Source organism: Nostoc sp. CMAA1605 (assembly GCF_021596505.1).
GTDB lineage: Bacteria > Cyanobacteriota > Cyanobacteriia > Cyanobacteriales > Nostocaceae > Trichormus.
The window spans coordinates 67,263-87,227 of sequence record NZ_PJIZ01000015.1 but is presented as its reverse complement, the minus strand read 5'-3'; the positions used below and the strand labels follow the sequence as shown (position 1 = coordinate 87,227).

The window sequence follows — 19,965 nt, the reverse complement described above, 5'->3', positions numbered from 1 at the left end:
TCTCCTGCAAAGAATTTTAAATTAAAGTGAAACAAATTGAATTTTTATTAAAAAAAATATTCTTAACTGACAGTTAATTACAGGGTCAGTGTAGTGAGTTTTGAGACACTGCCCTATGATCATCATCAGCAAATCTGAGGTGAAAAATTATGAGTGGACAGCAAACTACGCTAGGCGATCGCAAGTATGCCATCATAGGCACTGGTGCATTAGGTGGATTTTACGGCGCAAAACTGCAAAAAGCGGGTTTAGATGTTCACTTTTTACTCAAGAGTGACTATGAACACGTTAGCCAGCACGGTTTAATCATCGAGTCTAAAGACGGTGACTTTACCCTCCCCCAAGTCAACGCTTACAACGATGTCAACAAGATGCCGCAATGCGATGTAGTAATATTGGCACTCAAAACCACACAAAATCATTTACTACCCCATTTATTACCGCCTGTCGTGAAAGAGGGTGGTGTAGTTTTAGTATTGCAGAATGGGTTGGGTATAGAAGAAGAAATCAACCAAATGCTGCCAAAAGTTCACGTAATCGGCGGTTTATGCTTCCTGTGTTCCAATAAAGTAGGTTTGGGACATATCCGACATTTAGATTACGGACACATCACTTTAGGGGAATATCTTCCTGAATATTCTCAAGCCGGAATCACCCAGAGAATGCAGCAAATTGCTGATGACTTTCAAAACGCCGGCATTGGGATGGAATTAGCGGCTGATTTATTATTAGCCAGATGGAAGAAACTAGTATGGAACATCCCCTACAACGGATTGTCCGTCATTCTCAACGCCAGCACAAATGAATTAATGGCAAATCCCCACACCCGCACATTAGTAGAGCAAATCATGTATGAAGTGAAAGCAGGGGCAAACAGTATGGGGAGAATAATTCCTGACAGCTTCATTCAAACCATGCTAGATTACACCGTCAAGATGACCCCATACCGCACCAGCATGAAAATCGACCATGATGAACGCCGTCCCTTAGAAATAGAAGCAATTATCGGGAATCCCCTAAGAACAGCCCAATCCCTGGGAGTAGATTTACCACAAATTAGCTGTCTCTACCACCAATTAAAATTTGTAGATGCCAGAAATCAAAAGTGAAAAATCAACACATACTCTACAGAAAACACCGGCTATTTATGTCAGTCCTATAAAATTTGCTGTATTTCATCAACAGAATTTGCTAAAAGCACAGTCCGCAAAATTCGCTGCAATTGTTCCAAGTCTTGAATAGGGGAAATTCGGGACATTAACTCTAGTCCTTGACTCCCAAATTTTGCTTCTAAACTCATTTCAATACTGCGAATGATTCCCTTGATCTCACCGCGTGCTTCACCGCGTGCTTCACCGCGTGCTTCACCCTCTCGTAATATTTCTTGATACCAAGGTGACTCTCGTAGAACGCCCATATCCCACCTCATAATCTCTTGAACAACGGCACTCTCTAATACAAAGGTAGCAAAAAAGGCTAAAACCGTTTCCAACTGGTTTAAGTCTTCATCCCGACGCAAAATTTGTAATGCTTCCCTGATTATAGATTCATCGTTTCCTCCTTGCAGAATCGGCACAAACGGCAATAATGATGGTAAAGGTTGTTGAAACGGGATGTTAACATCTACTTCCCATAAGTTAATTACCCGGTAATCCTGAATTGCTCTTAAACCATAAATATTTGATGTAAAACTTGTGGGGATTTCTACATCACCCGTTGGTAAGATATTAATTAAAACCGGATAGGTTGGTAATTCATATTTCTCTTCTGCTAATGCTGTGTAAGCACGCACTCGCCGAGGCATTTTGTGGTTGTAACGTAACTGTAATTCATTTAATACGAGAAATTCTCCTAATTCTGGACTTCTCGCCCGAATTAAAACATCACTTTCCCGACTAATCCATTGAAATTCGCCAGATAAAATTTCCCCTGCTTGAATATTGGGTATATTTGTCACCCATCGCACCCAATTATCAGGTGCAAGACTAATGAGTTTTTTAGTGCTGGTATCTGCGGGTTTTGGCATTATTTATCGATTTACTTTGGTGCGGACATTTATTTTACGCTGAATAGATACGTAGGTATAGCCCATCGGATGTATCGCTTATACCCATTTTGGATTAGCGATGTCCCCAGTTCCCAATACTTCGACAAGCTCAGTACAAGTCCCCAATCCCCAATCCCCAGCGATGCACTGAGCTTGTCGAAGTGTCCCCAATCCTCATTCCTGTGGCAAAATTTAATAGTCCTTCAAACGTAAATTTCCCAGAATGACCGCAACTATACCGAATCTTCCCAGTTTGTATGACCCTTTTTCTACTGAAGCGAAGTGGCAAAAATTCTGGGAAGACAACCAAGTCTACAAAGCTGACCCTAATCATGGTGGTGAACCTTATTGTGTGGTAATTCCGCCGCCTAACGTTACTGGTAGTCTGCATATGGGTCACGCCTTTGAAAGTGCGTTGATTGATGCGCTAGTGCGTTATCACCGGATGCAGGGAAGAAATACCCTGTGGCTACCGGGAACTGACCACGCTAGTATTGCTGTCCACACGATTCTCGAAAAACAACTCAAAGCTGAGGGAAAAACTCGCTATGAGTTGGGACGCGACCAATTTCTAGAACGTGCTTGGAAGTGGAAGGCGGAGTCAGGGGGGACAATTGTTAATCAGCTACGCCGTTTGGGTGTGTCGGTAGACTGGTCACGGGAGAGATTTACCCTGGATGAAGGTTTATCGAAAGCTGTGGTAGAAGCTTTTATCAGTCTCTACAATGAGGGCTTAATTTATCGCGGTGAATATTTAGTTAACTGGTGTCCCGCTTCGCAGTCGGCGGTGTCTGATGTTGAGGTGGAAAATAAAGAGGTTGAGGGTAATCTTTGGCATTTCCGTTACCCCTTGAGTGATGGTTCTGGTTATGTAGAAGTGGCGACAACCCGACCAGAAACTATGCTGGGTGATACGGGTGTAGCTGTAAATCCCAATGATGAAAGATATCAACACCTAATTGGGAAAACTTTGACTCTGCCCATTATGCAACGGGAAATTCCCATCATTGGTGATGAGTTAGTAGACCCCAGTTTTGGAACAGGTTGTGTGAAGGTGACTCCCGCTCATGACCCCAACGACTTTGAAATGGGTAAGCGTCACAATCTGCCGTTTATTAATATTTTGAATAAAGACGGCACACTTAACGCCAACGCCGGAGAGTTCCAAGGACAAGACCGCTTTGTAGCTAGAAAAAATGTAATTGCACGCCTGGAAGCTGACGGCGTGTTAGTTAAGGTAGAAGATTATAAGCATACCGTTCCTTATAGCGATCGCGGTAAAGTTCCCATTGAGCCTTTACTCTCTACTCAGTGGTTCGTCAAAATTCGCCCAATGGCGGATAAAGCTTTAGACTTCCTCGACCAGAAAAACACCCCCGAATTTGTCCCCCAACGCTGGACAAAGGTTTACCGTGATTGGTTGGTAAACTTGAGAGATTGGTGTATTTCTCGTCAATTATGGTGGGGTCATCAAATCCCCGCTTGGTATGCTGTCAGCGAAACCGGCGGACAAATCACCGACACGACCCCCTTTATTGTCGCTAAATCAAATGAGGAAGCATGGGAGAAAGCTAAAGCCCAATTTGGAGAGAATGTCCAACTTGAACAAGACCCAGATGTATTAGATACCTGGTTTTCTTCAGGATTATGGCCATTTTCCACATTAGGCTGGCCTGAAAAAACCCAAGATTTAGCTACTTACTACCCCACAACAACCTTAGTTACAGGCTTTGATATCATCTTTTTCTGGGTAGCCAGAATGACTATGATGGCTGGCCATTTTACTGACACTATGCCATTCCAAACTGTTTACATTCACGGTTTGGTGAGGGATGAAAATAATAAGAAGATGTCGAAGTCGGCTAACAATGGGATTGACCCACTGTTGCTAATTGATAAATATGGTACTGATGCCCTACGTTATACCTTAGTTAAGGAAGTGGCCGGTGCAGGTCAAGATATCCGCCTAGAATATGACCGCAAAAAAGATGAGTCATCATCAGTAGAAGCTTCCCGCAACTTTGCCAATAAGTTGTGGAATGCTGCGAGATTTGTAATGATGAATCTCGACGGACAAACCCCCGCACAACTAGGTCAACCACTCAGCACTCAAAACTCAGAACTCAGCACTGAATTAAGCGATCGCTGGATTCTTTCCCGCTATCATCAAGTTATCCAGCAAACCACAAACTACATCGATAACTACGGTTTAGGGGAAGCAGCTAAGGGAATTTATGAATTCATTTGGGGTGATTTTTGCGACTGGTACATTGAGTTAGTCAAATCCAGACTGCAAAAAAATGCAGACCCAGCATCGCGTCGAGTCGCTCAACAAACTTTAGCCTACGTACTGGAAGGGATATTAAAGCTACTACATCCCTTTATGCCCCACATCACCGAAGAGATTTGGCAAACTCTCACCCAACAACCAGAAAATTCTCAGCAAACTTTAGCTTTACAAGCCTATCCCAAAGCCGATACAAGCTTAATTAACCCCAGCCTAGAAGCACAGTTTGAACTATTAATTGGCACTATCCGCACCATCCGCAACTTACGCGCCGAGGCGGAAGTCAAGCCAGGGGTGAAAGTCACCGCCAATTTACAGTCAGAAAATCCCCAAGAACGAGAAATTCTCACGGCTGGACAATCTTACATCAAAGATTTGGCTAAGGTAGAGAATTTGACCATCAGTGGAGAAACCCAACCCCAAACCACCATCCAGCCACAAACCAAAAGTAACTGGCGGACAATTGTTTGGCTTGTCGTTGGTTTCATCTTCTTCCGTCTCGCCATAGCCGTAGGCGATACCCTAGATAATGTTCCCGTCCTGGGTATTTTCTTTGAAATGGTTGGTTTAGGCTATACCGCCTGGTTTGTTGTCACCACTTTATTGTCAGCTAAAGCCAGACAAAAATTCTGGGCGCAGTTCTTCCCACCCACCACAGCAACGACTGCTGTAGCACAAGAACCACCATCAGCCAAAGAACCAGAAAAAGCCATTGCGGGTGTAATTGGTACAGTGCAGGTAGTTATACCTTTAGATGGCGTTGTCGATATAGAAGCCATGCGTGCCAAGCTAGAGAAAAGCTTGAGTAAAGTGGAAGCTGAAGCCCAATCTCTCAAAGGTAGGTTAAGCAACGCCAACTTTGTTGATAAAGCTAGACCCGATGTCGTCCAAGCAGCCAGAGACGCTTTAGCCGAAGCCGAAAAACAAGCAGAGATTTTACGCGATCGCTTGCGTGGTTTAGCATAAATTTAAGGGTATGGGGGTATAAGGGTATAGGGGTATAGGGGTACAGAGGTAATAAAAATACCAATCATGTCAATTTTGGATTTTGGATTTGGAATTTTGGATTGAAAACCGAGATTCAGAGGCTGTTCCAGAAACTCATCACAATACTACCTATCCCAATTTGGTATTAATCATCCCTCACTCCGTTACACCCCTACACCCTCAAACCCCTACACCCTCAAACCCCTACACCCTTAAAACCCAAAATGCTATGCGATATCTTGCCCAAGTACATAAAAACGAATTTTTAGACCAGTATCATCTACGTCTATTAGCACGCCAAGAAGAAGATTATCTCTGGACAATTATCCCAGAAGAAGCCTTGATTTTACTGGGTAAAAGTAATGCCATGAGTGAAAAATTGCTTGTTTTAGTCGAGCTTTCACCCACAGGTGAAATTGAACGTTTAGAAGATGCTTGTGACTGGGTGCTAAATTTAGTGCAAACTTATCTTTCTTCAGGTATAACTCCAGAATTTTTACAACAAGAGACAGAAAGAGCCGAAGAATGGCGACAATCTCTAACTTTACAAAATCAAGATTTAGCCCGCCGTACACTAGAATTAGAAGCGCGTCGAGAACAAATTCAAGCCCTAGAAGAAAGTCTAAAACGTGATAGGAATGGTACTCAAAAAGATATCAGTAGTGGTTCCTAATTCAGATTGATTTTTAATACAAAATATAAATTTTGATTGAGATATAGTCAGGAAATAGGGAACAGAAAAGTAGGTAGATAAAACAATTGTGGATTTTGGATTCTGAACCCTTTATCCTAAATTCAAGGGTTTAAGACCCATTGTCTGCACGCAATATCAGTTGATTTGGGGTTTAAATCTCCAACTGTTTTGAATTTTGAATTGGTGTTAGATAGATTGTTAGCAAAGTCTCATCTTTAATCTTAAGAGAGAGATTTTCTTTGCTGAAGTTGGAGTAATTGATCATAAACCCGTTTTTTCAAGCCATTATTCCTTGAAATTTCCACGGTAATTCTATTGAATTTCTCAATAGTCAAACCCTTATCTTCAACAATTTCTTGAGAATTTTTACAGTAACTTCTGGCAACATCTCTAGCTTCTTGTTTAGGCAAGCTATCTATACTATCAGGTTCATTACAAACTATTTGCGGAATATTTCCACTACCAATTATTCTTTTAATTTCTCTAAAAGCTTGTTGACGCACAGGTTCTATCGCCAATAAAGCCTGAGCATAGCTCACAATCTCATTGTTACTAACTGAGAGATTTTGTGCTAAAGCTTTTGTATTCCATGTACTGACGAACAAACTAGTAGCAGTTATCAATCCCAAGAATAAGCTATGAGTTATTCTCTTGTGCAGAATTGTTGGGAAAAACCAATTATTAATAGACTCCATAAGACCTGACACAGAACCACGGCATGATGATTTAAGTAACTTTGAATTATTTGAGGGGCAATAAGTTCCACAAAACTGTAATTACTCCCATATTAATCTTAGGTAACGGGGAACAGAGAGAAGTCTGAGCGGATGTTTCCTCCGTTCAGAACTTCGGAGGAACAGGAAAGAAGGAATCAAAGTGTACCTAGCTTCGCAAAAATCAAATAGGAATCCTATATGATTTTTATATAGGAGTTACGCATTGACAAAAAAAACTAATCTATGTGGTTTAAGCAGCAGAGGCATTGGTAAGATTGTCCATAAAGTAGTCGCGCACAACTAAAGTAAATAGGTTTCTCTGCACTTCATACTAATGAGAAATTATGTTGAGGGAGCGCATTTGTTCTAAACGAACAAATGCTTGAAGTGAACAAAATATGTGTGTTCTGATGGCTTGACTATCTCTAACCCTTGCGGGTTAGCCAGTGGCTACCCTACGGGAACGCTCCGCGAACAAGTCGGGAAACCCACCCAACGCACTGGCTCACCATAAATCGACAAATTCCACATACTTGCTTGATAGTTCTATGAGAACTTGCAATTCCCCAATGAGTATCATGAATTGTTACGAAGGTACTTCTGGTTATTTGCTCGATAGCCCCTTCATCTGGTAGATATAATATATATTGCCTAGAGTCTTATTTTTTGAAGTCTTTTCTCAACAACCCGATGCACATTAACTAATTAAATGCCGTTTCTTGGATAAAGCCAGCAGCTGGATTTGAACCTGCGACCTTCCGATTACAAGTCGGATGCACTACCACTGTGCTATGCTGGCAAGCTAGAGAGTTTGTTTTAGTCACTCACCGATTTCTAATTGTATCATAAGGAAATTATTTGTCTAGTGTTTTTTTCATGAAACAGTAAGGTGATTTGAATTCGGAGCAAAGCGATGTCACCCTAGACTCGCCCATGTTCTCAAGCTGGGACTATGTCAATATAGTGAATAAAGTGAGTTGAGATGGAGCTAACTATGGATAACTTATCTCAAAGCAGTTCTGACTCTCTGGCTGGCGGTGGTTTTCCTGTGATTCAGTATTGGGTTGAACAAACCCTCTCACCCCAGGGCTTAAAATTATGGCAAACTCTGAACCATAAAAGTGCGTGTTTATCTTGTGCTTGGGGTACGGGTGGACAGAAGGGGGGATTTGTTAATGAAGCGGGAGAATATTTACAACGCTGTGCTAAAAGTGTAGAGGCGATCGCCGCAGAATTACAACCCGGAATTAAGCCAGATTTTTTCACAGAATATAGTATTAGTGAACTACAACAACTGACTTCTCAAGAGTGCGATCGCTTGGGGAGATTAACTTATCCTGTGATTCTCAGATCAGGTTCGTCCCATTATCAACGCCTTAGCTGGGAAGAAGTGTATCATATCGCTACCCAGGCTTTTAATGTACCACCAGCGCGCATTGCTAGTTATAGTTCTGGACGCTCATCTAATGAGGCGGCTTATTTATTACAATTATTCATGCGATCGCTCGGTAGTAATCACCTAGCAGACTGTTCCGATTTGTGTCACGCACCTTCAACTGTGGGTTTGAAAAAGGTTTTCGGTTCAGGTACATCAATGGTGAGCCTAGAAAACCTCAAACACAGCGATTGTATTGTTTTAATCGGCTCTAATGCACCCGCCAACCATCCCCGACTCATGAATGAATTAATTAAATTACGGGAAAGAGGCGGGAAAGTGATTATTATTAATCCTCAAGTTGAAATCGGTTTAGTTAAATTCGCTTCTCCTGCATTCCCCATCAAATCTTTGCTCACAGGTGGTTCTGATATATCTTCTCTATATTTGCAACCAATTCCTGGTAGTGATGTGGCATTATTTGTGGGATTGCAAAAATCCCTAATTGAACAAAATTTAATCAAAACAGAATATTTAAAATCATACACAAATGATTGGCAAAAAATTATCGACTACGCCAATAATTTATCTTGGGATGACATAACTAACACCTGTGGTATATCTCAAGAAGAAATTACAGCCACAGCTTATATAATTGGGAAATCAGACCGTGTAGTTTTTGCTTGGGCAATGGGCATAACTCAACAAGCTAACGGTGTAGACAATATTTTTAGTATTGCTAATACAGCCTTAATTACAGGGAACGCTGGTAAAGTGGGTGCTGGGACAATGCCTATTCGGGGTCATTCTAACGTGCAGGGATTTGGTTCAATGGGTGTCACCGTCAACTTGCGCGAAGAAATCAAACAAGCACTATCTCAATTATTAGGAAAACCCCTAAATGAAACTCCTGGTTATCATACCCGTGACTTAATCACAGCCGCAGAATTAGGCAAGATAGATACACTATTATGTTTAGGTGGAAATCTCTATGCAGCTAACCCCGATTTGCAACAAGCAAAACAGGCATTATCGCAAATAGAAACGATTTTTTATATATCTACTAAGCCAAATTTAGGACATTTTCACGGATTAGGTAAAAAACACACTTTAATCTTACCTGTATTTAATCGCTTTGAAAATCCCCACAAAACCACAACAGAATCAGGTAATAACTTTGTGAGGTTAAATGATGAAGGTAAAAGTCATCTGCAACCACCGAATGCTGACTTGATTTCAGAAATAGAATTCATCACAGAAATTGCTCACCGTTTACATGGCGAAACGCCGATAAATTGGCACAGACTCCAAGATACAGTTTATGTTAGAGAATTGATTGCTAAAACCATTCCTGGTTACGAAAAAATTGGTACAATTGACCAAACAAAACAAGAATTTTTCATTGAAGGGCGAATTTTAGAACAACCAAAGTTTCCTACATCAGACGGTAAAGCACAGATGTTTGTGACACCTTTACCACAATTATCTATACCAAATAAAGCAGCCTTTGGAATCAGCGAAAATCAGCCAGGGATTGTAGTTATTTTAGGCACAGGACGCAGTTACGGTCAACATAATACTGTAGTTTATCGTAGTGAAGATAAGTATCGAGGAATGCCCCATCGGCACTGTATTTTAATGAATCCCTTGGATGTCAAAAAAGCAGGATTTCGAGAACATCAACGAGTTACAGTCAAAGGTGATAAGGGAAAATTAGACAATATTGAGATTATTTGTGGAGCAATTCGTGAGGGTGTAGCTTTCATGTTTTATCCTGAAGCTAATGTTTTATTTACAGCAAAAATTGACCCACAAAGTGGCACACCTGCTTATAAAAGAGTACCGATTTGTATTACAGTCGGCGATTGTTGACAGTTTCTCCCTGTATTAGAGAATGTGGGAAAAATCGAAAAGAAACTAAAAACTCATTTTCCTACTCCGTTGAAAAAACGGAAGCAGGAGTAGAAAGCATAAGAAGAAAAACCCCATGTTCAATAACTCATGAGTAATGAGTAATGAGTAATGAGTAATGAGTAGTGACTAATCAATTCAAAATTCAGAACGCAAGATTCTGTTCCCTGTTCCCTGTTCCCTGTTCCCTGTTCCCTAATGACTAATAACTATTGACTATTGACAGTTGACTGTTCACTATTATTCTCCGCACTATATGTTACCTGTTTAACTTCTCCTTGTCCTCCCAGGGGTTGTGCGGGTTGGTTATCTACAGCGACTAATACAGCACCAGCATTACCAGAACGTACAGTCAACTCTTTTTGCGCTACCCAAGTGCGGCGTTCTCCTTTGGTTAAATTACCGACAAACTCCGTTTTACCGTCTGCTTTGACTTGTAACCATGATTCGCCTTGGAGTTCTAAAGTAATTTTCAGATTGGAATTATTGGTAATTTCAGGTAAAAGTGGTGAAGCTGTAGTTATGGGTGTGGGTACGTCAGCGACAGTTTGATCTGATGATGGAGATTCTTGAGATGATGGGGAGACTTGTTCTACCTGAGTAGATGATGAGCCTTTTTTGCTTGCTGATGATTCAGCTATGAGTTTAGGATTAAGGATGTAAATTAGCCCGGTACAAGCAACACCTATCAACACAACATAAGGAACAACAAGAGGTATGCGAATTTTAGGCTTTTTGTCTACGTTGGTATCTTCGTGTTTTAAGTTTACATCTTTAGGCGACTCTGGAGATGACGAAGCATTAACATTAAACGAATTGGCGATCGCACTACCATCCAACCCCAGAATATCTGCATAACGACGGATAAAACCTTGGACATATATGGGTTCTGGTAACTCATCAAAATAGCCTGTATCCAAAGCTTTGAGAAATGCTAATCGAATATTGGTTTTTATAGCTACTTCTTCTATACGTATAGATTTCTCCTCTCTGATTTTTCGTAAATCTCTACTTATTTCAAGTAGTTTCTCTTGTTGTGCTTGACTTAATAGCGTCATGGTATGCTCCTAGTTTTAGCTAATGTTGACTATTCACCAGTGAGACTACTGAACCAAAGTAAATAATATTACTTTTGACTAAAATAGTAAGGGGTTTAACTGATTTTAATTTTAATGAGAAATTCTAATCGGAAAATATTAACCTTTTTTCGTTATTCCAGAATAATTTTTGCATCAAGTTTTGTGAAACAACCACACTATGGCCACAATCATTAAAAAAATGCCGCCTATATTACAAATGTGTTTCAAATTGCTACCTTTAGTCGCAGCAGTAGCAGCGATCGCTTATTTGACAATTTGTATATTTCTCGCACGCCAACAAACTCGGTTTATTTTCTTTCCCTCCAGTGTTATCGAAGTTACACCAAAAGAATTTAGTCTGTCCTATGAGGATGTGTGGCTACCTGTAACAGCTAATTCAGGAAGGACAGAACGTATCCATGCTTGGTGGATACCAGCTAAATCCAAAAATGATCAAGTCTTATTATATTTGCATGGTAATGGTGAAAATATTGGTGCTAACGTCAGTCATGCCAACAGATTCCACCAACTAGGATTTTCGGTACTGTTAATTGATTATCGCGGATATGGTCGCAGTGAAGGAGCATTTCCTGACGAAATGAACATCTATCAAGATGCTGCAACAGCTTGGAATTATTTAGTAAATCAAAGAAAAATCGACCCTAAAAATATTTTTATCTATGGTCATTCTTTAGGGGGTGCAGTAGCCATTGATTTAGCAGTCAAACAACCCCAAGCCGCAGGTTTAATTGTTCAAGGCTCATTTACATCTATCCGAGAAATGATCGATTATCGTAATACGTTTCGCGTTTTCCCCATCGATTTAATTTTGAATCAGAAATTTGAATCGATTAAGAAACTACCCCAATTAAAAATGCCAGTTTTATTCATTCATGGTACTGCTGATGAAACCGTACCATCCTTTATGAGTCAGAAATTATATGCTGTTGCACCAGAACCCAAAAAAATAATTTTATTTGAAGGTGCAGGACATAACAACGTAGCACAATTAGCAGGAAAGCAATATTTTCAATGGATAGAAGAGTTTGTGGAGAAGTCAACAGTCAACAGTCAATAGTCAATAGTCATTATAGGAATCCGCTTTGATTCCTGAAATTATTTGCGTAGGGAGGGAACAGGGAACAGGGAACAGGGAACAGGGAAAAGGAAAGAAGGAATCAAAGTGTACTGAGTTCTTTTCAAAAATCAAATAGGAATCCTATAGTCATTACTCATTACTCATTACTCATTACTCATTACTTCTACCTTGTCTCCCAATCCCCAATCCCCAGTCCCCAACCCCCATAACCTGTATCGGGTATTGAGAAATTTTGCAAATTAATACTGAAACTTCCGGATCTATTTGAGGACGAGGGGAGAAAATATACAGGATCATCTGGTTTGCGTACTTAAATCTACTTTAATTATGTCTACTGCATCTGTATATTTATTAGATATGCCGGGAAAGTCGGTAGCTACACTTTCTCAAGATGAATTGCGATCGCTATTAGGTCAAATTGAAGCTCAACTTCATCGTAGTCAAGTTTATCGCCGCATAGTAACCAGATTACAAACATTACTTGGTGATGCTGGTGAACAAGCTAAGGTGTTATGTAAAGCTTTAGGTAGAGAAGCTATTGGTTTAACATTTCAACAGTTTTCTCAAGAATTTCCTCAGCAAGATCATCTTGATACTTCAACTAATGTTGCAACGGTTGATGAGCATAACTTATCTGATTTGCCAACGCAGGCATTATCAACTACACAGCAAGTAAGTTTAAATACAAATACTAGTATTCCTACAATCACAGAAGTTACAAATAAGACTACTGATAACTCTATCAGTAAATTTATTCAACATTTAACTTCCAATAGTAAACCTCCCAAAACTGAATTAGTTAAGCAACTAGCACAACAACAGCGTCTAGAGGCTGTGCGCCAAATCGGTTCACAACTCAAACAAGCCCGTGAACTGCAAAATAAAACTTTAGCGCAACTACATATATATACTCATATTCCGATTCCCCAGATGGCAGCAGTGGAAAATGCTGACTTAGAACTATTATCAGAGGATGTATATTTGCGTGATTGCATCCGCCTCATGGGTAATGCACTGGGAATGAATGGGATAATTTTAGCGGCTTCTCTACCTCCACTGGATAGAGTCAAATCAATGTTACCCCTGTGGTGTCAGCCTCAGAAACCATCTTTAGATTTGAGGTGGGAAATTCGCCCCCTACATTTATATCTAGGTTATACAGCCTTGGTTGCTGGAGCAGTAGGGGGATTATTCCATCTATCTCAGCCACCAGCAACTACCAATCTATTAAATCCGCATCCGGTAAATCCTCCTGTTCCGTCAGTATCCGATTCGCCAAAATCTCAACCAGGAGTCACTAATAAACCAGGAATTACAACTACCCCAACTGGTATTCGTGTCGGTAACGATATCGCCCCACCAGAAGTTTTTTAGGGACTTCTGGTAGGAGGCAGGGGTAGGAGGCAGGGGCAGGGGGCAGGGGGCAGGGGGCAGGGAGAAAGATTCTATTAATTTTGATGGGTTGCGGGTGTTCAGAACGCCGAATTTTTGAAAAAGTCGGGGATCTGGGGAGAGAATAACAAAAAATTACCAGACATTTTAGTATTAATGTACTATAATAAATTATTCCTCCCCATTACCCAAAATATTGCGTAAATATGCTGAATCATCGTCAAAACTCCCCAGTTAATTCAGCGAATGCCCTTTACAGACATGGTGACGTTTTATTGAGGCGGATAGGAACTATACCCAATCATGCCCAAAAGCGTTTAGGTACTGTTCTGGCTCATGGTGAAGTTACAGGACACAGCCATCGTGTCCAGCCATCTGATGCTGTACAGTTATGGGCGCATGGAAATGAGATGTTTTGGAGGTGAAACAAACAGGCGCGACGTTGATTCATGAAGAGCATCGGACAATTGAATTACCCCCAGGTATTTACCGTGTTTGGAAACAACGGGAATATCGTCCTGATGCTTATGTAGAGGTGGAAGATTAATGCTCAGATTCATGTCAAATGGGCGTATACCCAAAAAAGTAACGAAATCACAACCACAAGCCAGTAATGAGCCTGTATCACCGGAGCTTGCACGCCGACTAATTCTTGAACATCGCGCCCAGCCAGGGATGCGGGTTTTAGGTCATTTGAATTTAAGCGATGCGCCACAGCTTTACCATCTACCGGAAAATCTCACCTGTGAAAGTTTGGATATTAGCGATTGTGTCAATTTAACTCAGCTTCCTCTAGGCCTTCATGTCACCCATTGGATTGAGTTAGCCGGAAGTGGGATTACTAGTTTAGAACCTGGACATGGTTTTGTTTTGCGGTGGCGGGGTGTGCAAGTTAGTGACAAAATCGCCTTTGCTGGAGATAGTATCACTGGGCAAGATATCCTCAACACGGAGAATGTGGAATTACGCCGTGTGCTGATTGAGCGTGTGGGATACGAAAGATTTATCCAGCAGGTGGGAGGATTAATCCGTCACCGCGATCGCGATGCAGGAGGAGAACGCCAACTCATCTATATTCCTTTCGAGGATGACGAACCCCTCATGGTATTAAAAGTCATTTGCCCATCCACTGGACACATTCATGTATTACGTGTTCCCCCCTATATGCAGACTTGCCATCAAGCAGCAGCCTGGATTGCTGGATTTGATCAACCCGATGATTATCAGCCCTTAATTGAGGCTTGATCATACGCATTGAGAACACAGGCGGGCAGGGTAAAGATACAACTACATTAACAAGAAACTAAAGCATCTAATCTCCCCAATACTGCCATATCTTCTGCATCTAATTCTAAGGGTGTACCACTGCGAATTAGTTCGGAGAAGTCTTCATTAGGAACCATAATTGTTAATGTGTACAATCGACTATTACCTGTATTTCTAATTAAATGAGTTCCAGTTGGCGGTACTAATAAACTATCACCGGCTTGAATCGGAACTCTCTTCCCATCGCAAATTGCCATCCCTTCGCCCTTTAAAACGAAAAACATTTCTATCGCCCATTGATGGCGGTTTGGCGGTGTTTGTCCGCCCACATCAAAAATCTCTAAACAGCAAGTCAAAGAAGTGTTAGCATTTGTGGAATCAAAGATAATTGCTAACCGATTCGTATCGTGGGGACTAATGCGATATACTTGATAATCTTGGGGAGATTTAATAATAGGAATTACACAACGAGTAGCGCGCATTGATCATTCCTCTCCTGTGCTTTCAGGATGATTTATAGCTGTGAAAATTGCTTGTGAATCACTGACAAAACCAAAACATTGTTTGACGTTGTATAACGTCGCTAACCAACAATAATCGGGAGATGTTGTAGCTGTACAATCTTGAATTAAAATACAGTCGTAGCCTAAAAAATTTGCATCACAGAGTGTTGTTAATACACATTGATCCGCATTCACACCAGCAAAAAATAATGTTGTTATTCCTAAATTGCGGAGGATGCTATCTAAAGGCGTATCCCAAAAGCCACTCATGCGGTATTTATCAACACAAATGTCCTCTGGTAATGGCGTAAGTTCCTCGACTACAGCCGCCGCCCAACTCCCTGCTGTTAGTACCTTAGCACCATTTTTCGGCAATGGATCACCCAAACCCACACCATCACCTGTGGGATTGTAGACATGGCGAGAAGCTGCACTGATATTGAGTAAGTCGGGACGATTCCCCCAATTAATCCAAATTACGGGTACATTGACTGCCCGTAGTTCTGGGAGTAAATTTTTTAAAGGTGCGATCGCTTGACGTGCAGGAGTCACATCCACACCGATATGCGCTAACCACCCATCAGGGTGGCAAAAATCGTTTTGCATATCAATGACGAGGATGGCGGTTTTTGCTAAGTCTAAGCGCAGGGTTTTGGTTTCTGTGGAAAGGATGACAGGATATGGGGTTTTTGGGGGACGGGTGATATCTGCGATCGCTTGATTCACCATCCACGCATTCGGCGCAACTCCCAACATCCGCAAAGGCTGATTCATAAATTGCCATACCCAACAATATTTCTATTTTGTAGCGTGAAATCATGTTGAGAGTTAAATTACTTAACTAAACTTGAATTGAATGCCTTGGGATCAGTAGTATAAAAATACAAGCTATCGGTCTATCGCATTGATTTTAAAGTTTGTAGTTGGGCTTTAGCCATTTATTTAAGCGATAAATCGCAACTACGAACCCCTGATCATAAATAAAAGCAATGAGCAAATACCATATCACCATCTTTTCCATAACTGCGATTATCACAGGTAGTTTATTTTTAACTAGTCAAACGCTGTTAAGTAACAGTAACAATGGTGAAGAAGCAACGAAAATCTCTCCCACCTCAGTCGCAAAAGTCAACTCATCACCTGAAAATCCCCAAGACGCTAATAATCTATTAGCTCAAAAAAATCAGTGGCAACAACAATTAGGGATATTACAACAAGACTTAAAAAAATATCGCAATAGTGGTGATATTGAGAAAGAAATACGAACACTAAATAACATTGTAATTATCTATATCGAAATTAATGACTATCCCAAAGCAATTGAATATTCCTATTTAGCTCAATCAAAACTCAAGCAATCCAATTTATCGGCAGAGAAAAAATCCTTTATTGAACCCGAATTACTAATTGCTCTAGGAACTATTTATGCTGATCAGGGGAATTATCCCCAAGTGTTAAATATTACCAGAAAAATAGCCGAAATCCAAAACATCCGCATAGGCTCCCTAACTGCTGGAATAGGTGATGTAGAAAAGAGACCTGATAAAAAACCGGCACAACCAGATATCAGAAAAGATGCCCAAAGTCTTTATCTCATAGCCATTACACAACAAAAACGCGGCAAAATTCGGGAAGCATTACGCACAGCCGAAGAAGCTTTAAACATACTGAAGGCCGGAGGAGAAAAAGAGGGACAAAGAGAAGTTACTGAGTTTATTAATACCTTGCGTCAGCAGTTATAGTTATAAGCAAAACTCTTAAGTAGTGCCTACAAACAAATTCGCCAATTTACTTGCAAGCGAGGAACTGACTACCCCAACAACCATTGCACAAACAGGTACAAGCAAAAAATTACTAGCGATTCCACTCACATCTGTTGTTATTCCAAAAAATAATGGCAGCTTTACGATCGCAGATGGGATCAATCCAGCCAGTACAATGGTCAAACCAATGGCGATCGCCTGAAATAAACAAGATGAAGAATGATGTCTGCTGTAAATAGCTAAAATAGCTACCAGACAAGCTCCAGCGATCGCCCCCGTATAAGCAAAAAAAGGTAGTACAACAGGTAGGAAAATAAACCCCGCAGCTTGGGATTCTATCCATTCAGCGTGAAGCATTTGCAGCCAGAAAATCCCCGACAGCACAGTCAAAATTGCTCCGGCGATCGCTCCTAACAGCACCAGCATCACCGACACCAGAGATTGACTAGCTATAAAAGCAATGACTCCAGCGACAATCAAGGGACTGACGATGAAAACTAGCAGTAGGTAGTCTTGCATGGTTTAATCACGCCTGTTTTCTTCCTATGTACGCATAAAAAAGTAAAAATAATCACTCTCTCCCCTGCTCCCCTGCGAATACTAATCAAGTACAACATCTCATTGCGGTTATCCCCATGTGTGGCATATAACCGACGAAACCTCGATCAATTTTATATAATCAATGATTTTCCGCCAACTCAGGCGATCGCTGCCACAACCAATTACCCAATTAATCCTGACTAGCTTACTGGTATGCTGGCTTGTAATTTTTGGATACGGTGCTAATGCCATAACTACGGAATATTTAACCGAACAAGGTGCATTGTTTCGACAAGCATTAGCATCCGCTAAATTAACGCCTGATGATCTCAGGCGAGATCAAAAAGATATGGCTTTATGGGGTGGCGATCAATATCGAGTTAAAATGCTGGATTTGTTTTTTGACAATCCTTGGAAAATTAGTAGTTACACCCGCACCATGAGTAACGACTTATTAGCGGCTAAATCTGATTTAGCTTTAGTAGCTGCTAGTGTCCACAGAAGGATTGATGCTGGTATGAATCCGGCGTTGAATCGAGATTTATTAAGCAAATACCAAAAACAAGTTAAAACACTGGGCGATGATGCCTTGGCTGTGAGTTTAGGTCAATTAACTGGTAAATCTGTTGAGAGTTTCAAAACTAAGCAATATCAAGCCTTACCATCACAATTACGCTCTGAGGTAGCTCAGTTTTTATTCACGATACCCGATGTTCTGCACTACAGAGAATTGGGAATTTTGCGATCGCTCAAAAAATTACAATTGGATGCAGACACGACTTACAGTAATGTGGTTGACTACGTACTTCAAACCGTCAACCAAAGCACTGCTCAAGCACAAGATGAGACTCCAGAACAGGTAATTTTAATAGAATCTCTACTTGATAACGTTGATTTTAAATTTCTCAATACAGGAGCTATCTTAGCTATTAGTGCCACACAACGATTGCAGACTCAATTGAGTCAACAAAATCTCAGTTTGGTGGGTGATGATGATTACATTGTAGATACACCCCAAGGTAAAATTATCATCAGTGGTCAAGGTGATCATGTCTATCCTGCTGACGATTATTTACTCATTGTCGATTTTGCGGGTAATGATACTTACTCTGGTGGTGCGGCAAATCGAAATATCAGCCACGGTGTCAGTGTCACCATTGATTTAGCAGGTAATGATCATTATTCCAGTCCCCAGGGAAAAGTTGCCAGTTTTGGTGCAGGGATCTTCGGCTATGGGGTGCTAATGGATATGCAAGGTAATGACACTTACGAGGCAGAGTATACCAGCCAAGGTGTAGGGATTTTTGGTACAGGCATTCTGAATGACGCGCAAGGTGAAGACACCTATCGCGGCCTGGCTAACTTGCAAGGTAGTGGTAGTTTCGGCACAGGAGTGCTAATTGATCATCAAGGCAGCGATCGCTATTCTTTATATAGATACGGTCAAGGCTACGGCTTTACTAAAGGAGTAGGGCTACTTTTAGATAGCGACGGAGATGATCATTACATTGGCATGGAAGATAAATATCCTAATGGTGGCCCCTTCGGTTCAGAAAAACACATCCATTTTGCTCAAGGTGCTGCCTATGGTAGACGCGCAGATTACAATGATGGTCATAGCTGGGCTGGTGGTATCGGGATGTTAATAGATGCTACAGGCAATGACCGCTACGAATGTGATATTTACTGCCAAGGAACAGGTTATTGGTATAGCTTAGGCGTATTAGTAGACAAAACCGGAGATGATTACCACCGTAGCGGAGTCTATAGCTTGGGAGGTTCACCCCACTTTGCCATCGGTATTTATCAAGATGATAGTGGCAGCGATCGCTATAATGTGAGAATTTCTCAGAGTTTAGGTCAAGGTCGTGATTGGAGTATAGGTTGGTTTGAAGACAGTGCAGGCAACGATTATTACTTAGGACATCACGGAATATTAGGTAGTGCCGATATTAATGGCATTGGCGTTTTCTGGGATAAAAAAGGTGATGATACTTATCTAACTTTTGCCGAACCCGCCTATGGACAATCTTTTGTTGAGGGTGCATCTGGTTTGCGCCAAATTATACTCACTTTAGGCTTATTTATTGATGGTGGCGGCAACGATAATTACTTCTTAGTTCCAGAAAAATATAACCAAAACAAGCTAGAGGAAGTAGATATCAATCCTCAAGATTTAGTAATTAATCATGCGGTTGGCAATAATCGAGTTTGGTGTCGTCCTTCTATTCCTCGTAATGTTAAAAGAAGCTACGGTTGTGGTATTGATAATCAATCATGAAAATTCAAAATTCCAAATCTAAAGT

General features: G+C 41.0%; 17 protein-coding genes, 1 tRNA gene and 1 pseudogene. 11 read left to right on the top strand and 8 right to left on the bottom strand.

All coding sequences use genetic code 11. The annotated features are described in order from the left end of the window. The first annotated feature begins 149 nt into the window (after positions 1–149). The gene (locus CV014_RS08145) at positions 150–1,109 is read left to right on the top strand and encodes a putative 2-dehydropantoate 2-reductase (protein ID WP_236141575.1); all 960 of its coding nucleotides are present in this window, start codon (positions 150–152) and stop codon (positions 1,107–1,109) included. Between the two features lie 47 nt (positions 1,110–1,156). Here CV014_RS08145 and CV014_RS08140 read toward each other — a convergent pair whose 3' ends face one another. Further along, entirely contained in the window at positions 1,157–2,026 is an 870-nt protein-coding gene (locus CV014_RS08140; RefSeq protein ID WP_236141574.1) for an Rpn family recombination-promoting nuclease/putative transposase, read from the bottom strand. A gap of 244 nt (positions 2,027–2,270) precedes the next feature. Between CV014_RS08140 and CV014_RS08135 the strand changes: the two genes are divergently transcribed. Together CV014_RS08135 and CV014_RS08130 are read left to right on the top strand one after the other, a co-directional pair. After that, a complete protein-coding gene (locus tag CV014_RS08135) occupies positions 2,271–5,300 on the top strand; it encodes a valine--tRNA ligase (RefSeq protein WP_236141573.1) in 3,030 nt (1,009 codons plus the stop codon). Between the two features lie 250 nt (positions 5,301–5,550). Next, a complete protein-coding gene (locus CV014_RS08130) occupies positions 5,551–5,994 on the top strand; it encodes a hypothetical protein (protein ID WP_236141599.1) in 444 nt (147 codons plus the stop codon). Between the two features lie 242 nt (positions 5,995–6,236). Here the strand turns inward: CV014_RS08130 and CV014_RS08125 are convergent, their stop codons facing one another. From CV014_RS08125 to CV014_RS08115, 3 genes and pseudogenes are all read right to left on the bottom strand, one after another. Next, the gene (locus CV014_RS08125) at positions 6,237–6,710 is read right to left on the bottom strand and encodes a DUF4168 domain-containing protein (RefSeq protein WP_236141572.1); all 474 of its coding nucleotides are present in this window, start codon (positions 6,708–6,710) and stop codon (positions 6,237–6,239) included. A gap of 271 nt (positions 6,711–6,981) precedes the next feature. Continuing rightward, a pseudogene (locus tag CV014_RS08120) lies at positions 6,982–7,423 on the bottom strand (hypothetical protein); the annotation flags it as partial. A 35-nt stretch (positions 7,424–7,458) separates the two neighbouring features. Next, positions 7,459–7,530 (bottom strand) — tRNA-Thr (locus CV014_RS08115). Positions 7,531–7,725: 195 nt separating this feature from the next. Here CV014_RS08115 and CV014_RS08110 point away from each other — a divergent pair. Next, positions 7,726–9,978, top strand: coding sequence for an FdhF/YdeP family oxidoreductase (locus tag CV014_RS08110; protein ID WP_236141571.1), 2,253 nt, complete (start codon positions 7,726–7,728; stop codon positions 9,976–9,978). Between the two features lie 248 nt (positions 9,979–10,226). On the opposite strand, the gene CV014_RS08105 is transcribed toward CV014_RS08110, so the two are convergent. After that, positions 10,227–11,075, bottom strand: a complete 849-nt coding sequence (locus CV014_RS08105) for a helix-turn-helix domain-containing protein (RefSeq protein WP_236141570.1) — start codon at positions 11,073–11,075, stop codon at positions 10,227–10,229. Positions 11,076–11,274: 199 nt separating this feature from the next. On the opposite strand from CV014_RS08105, the gene CV014_RS08100 reads away from it, so the two are divergent. The 5 genes from CV014_RS08100 (at position 11,275) to CV014_RS08085 (ending at position 14,832) form a co-directional block, all read left to right on the top strand. Continuing rightward, positions 11,275–12,174: an alpha/beta hydrolase gene (locus tag CV014_RS08100; protein ID WP_236141569.1), complete on the top strand. Its 900-nt coding sequence runs from the start codon at positions 11,275–11,277 to the stop codon at positions 12,172–12,174. 348 nt (positions 12,175–12,522) lie between these two features. Further along, the gene (locus tag CV014_RS08095) at positions 12,523–13,569 is read left to right on the top strand and encodes a helix-turn-helix domain-containing protein (RefSeq protein WP_236141568.1); all 1,047 of its coding nucleotides are present in this window, start codon (positions 12,523–12,525) and stop codon (positions 13,567–13,569) included. Positions 13,570–13,793: 224 nt separating this feature from the next. Continuing rightward, positions 13,794–14,012: a hypothetical protein gene (locus CV014_RS08090; protein WP_236141567.1), complete on the top strand. Its 219-nt coding sequence runs from the start codon at positions 13,794–13,796 to the stop codon at positions 14,010–14,012. Then, positions 14,009–14,134 carry a hypothetical protein gene (locus CV014_RS29925; protein WP_268964553.1) on the top strand — a complete coding sequence of 42 codons (126 nt, stop codon included), beginning with the start codon at positions 14,009–14,011 and terminating at the stop codon, positions 14,132–14,134. Before CV014_RS08090 ends, CV014_RS29925 begins: the two co-directional genes overlap by 4 nt. 11 nt (positions 14,135–14,145) lie before the next feature. Continuing rightward, positions 14,146–14,832 (top strand): DUF6745 domain-containing protein, encoded by a 687-nt coding sequence (locus CV014_RS08085; RefSeq protein ID WP_236141566.1) that lies wholly within the window; start codon positions 14,146–14,148, stop codon positions 14,830–14,832. Between the two features lie 47 nt (positions 14,833–14,879). On the opposite strand, the gene CV014_RS08080 is transcribed toward CV014_RS08085, so the two are convergent. Then, complete coding sequence (locus CV014_RS08080) at positions 14,880–15,335, bottom strand: cupin domain-containing protein (protein ID WP_236141565.1); 456 nt, start codon at positions 15,333–15,335, stop codon at positions 14,880–14,882. A gap of 3 nt (positions 15,336–15,338) precedes the next feature. Further along, complete coding sequence (locus tag CV014_RS08075) at positions 15,339–16,130, bottom strand: cysteine hydrolase family protein (RefSeq protein ID WP_236141564.1); 792 nt, start codon at positions 16,128–16,130, stop codon at positions 15,339–15,341. A gap of 215 nt (positions 16,131–16,345) precedes the next feature. On the opposite strand from CV014_RS08075, the gene CV014_RS08070 reads away from it, so the two are divergent. Then, positions 16,346–17,098, top strand: a complete 753-nt coding sequence (locus CV014_RS08070; RefSeq protein ID WP_236141563.1) for a tetratricopeptide repeat protein — start codon at positions 16,346–16,348, stop codon at positions 17,096–17,098. A gap of 15 nt (positions 17,099–17,113) precedes the next feature. Here the strand turns inward: CV014_RS08070 and CV014_RS08065 are convergent, their stop codons facing one another. Beyond that, entirely contained in the window at positions 17,114–17,638 is a 525-nt protein-coding gene (locus CV014_RS08065; RefSeq protein ID WP_236141562.1) for a hypothetical protein, read from the bottom strand. 163 nt (positions 17,639–17,801) lie between these two features. On the opposite strand from CV014_RS08065, the gene CV014_RS08060 reads away from it, so the two are divergent. Beyond that, positions 17,802–19,940, top strand: a complete 2,139-nt coding sequence (locus tag CV014_RS08060; protein ID WP_236141561.1) for a hypothetical protein — start codon at positions 17,802–17,804, stop codon at positions 19,938–19,940. Positions 19,941–19,965 lie beyond the last annotated feature (25 nt).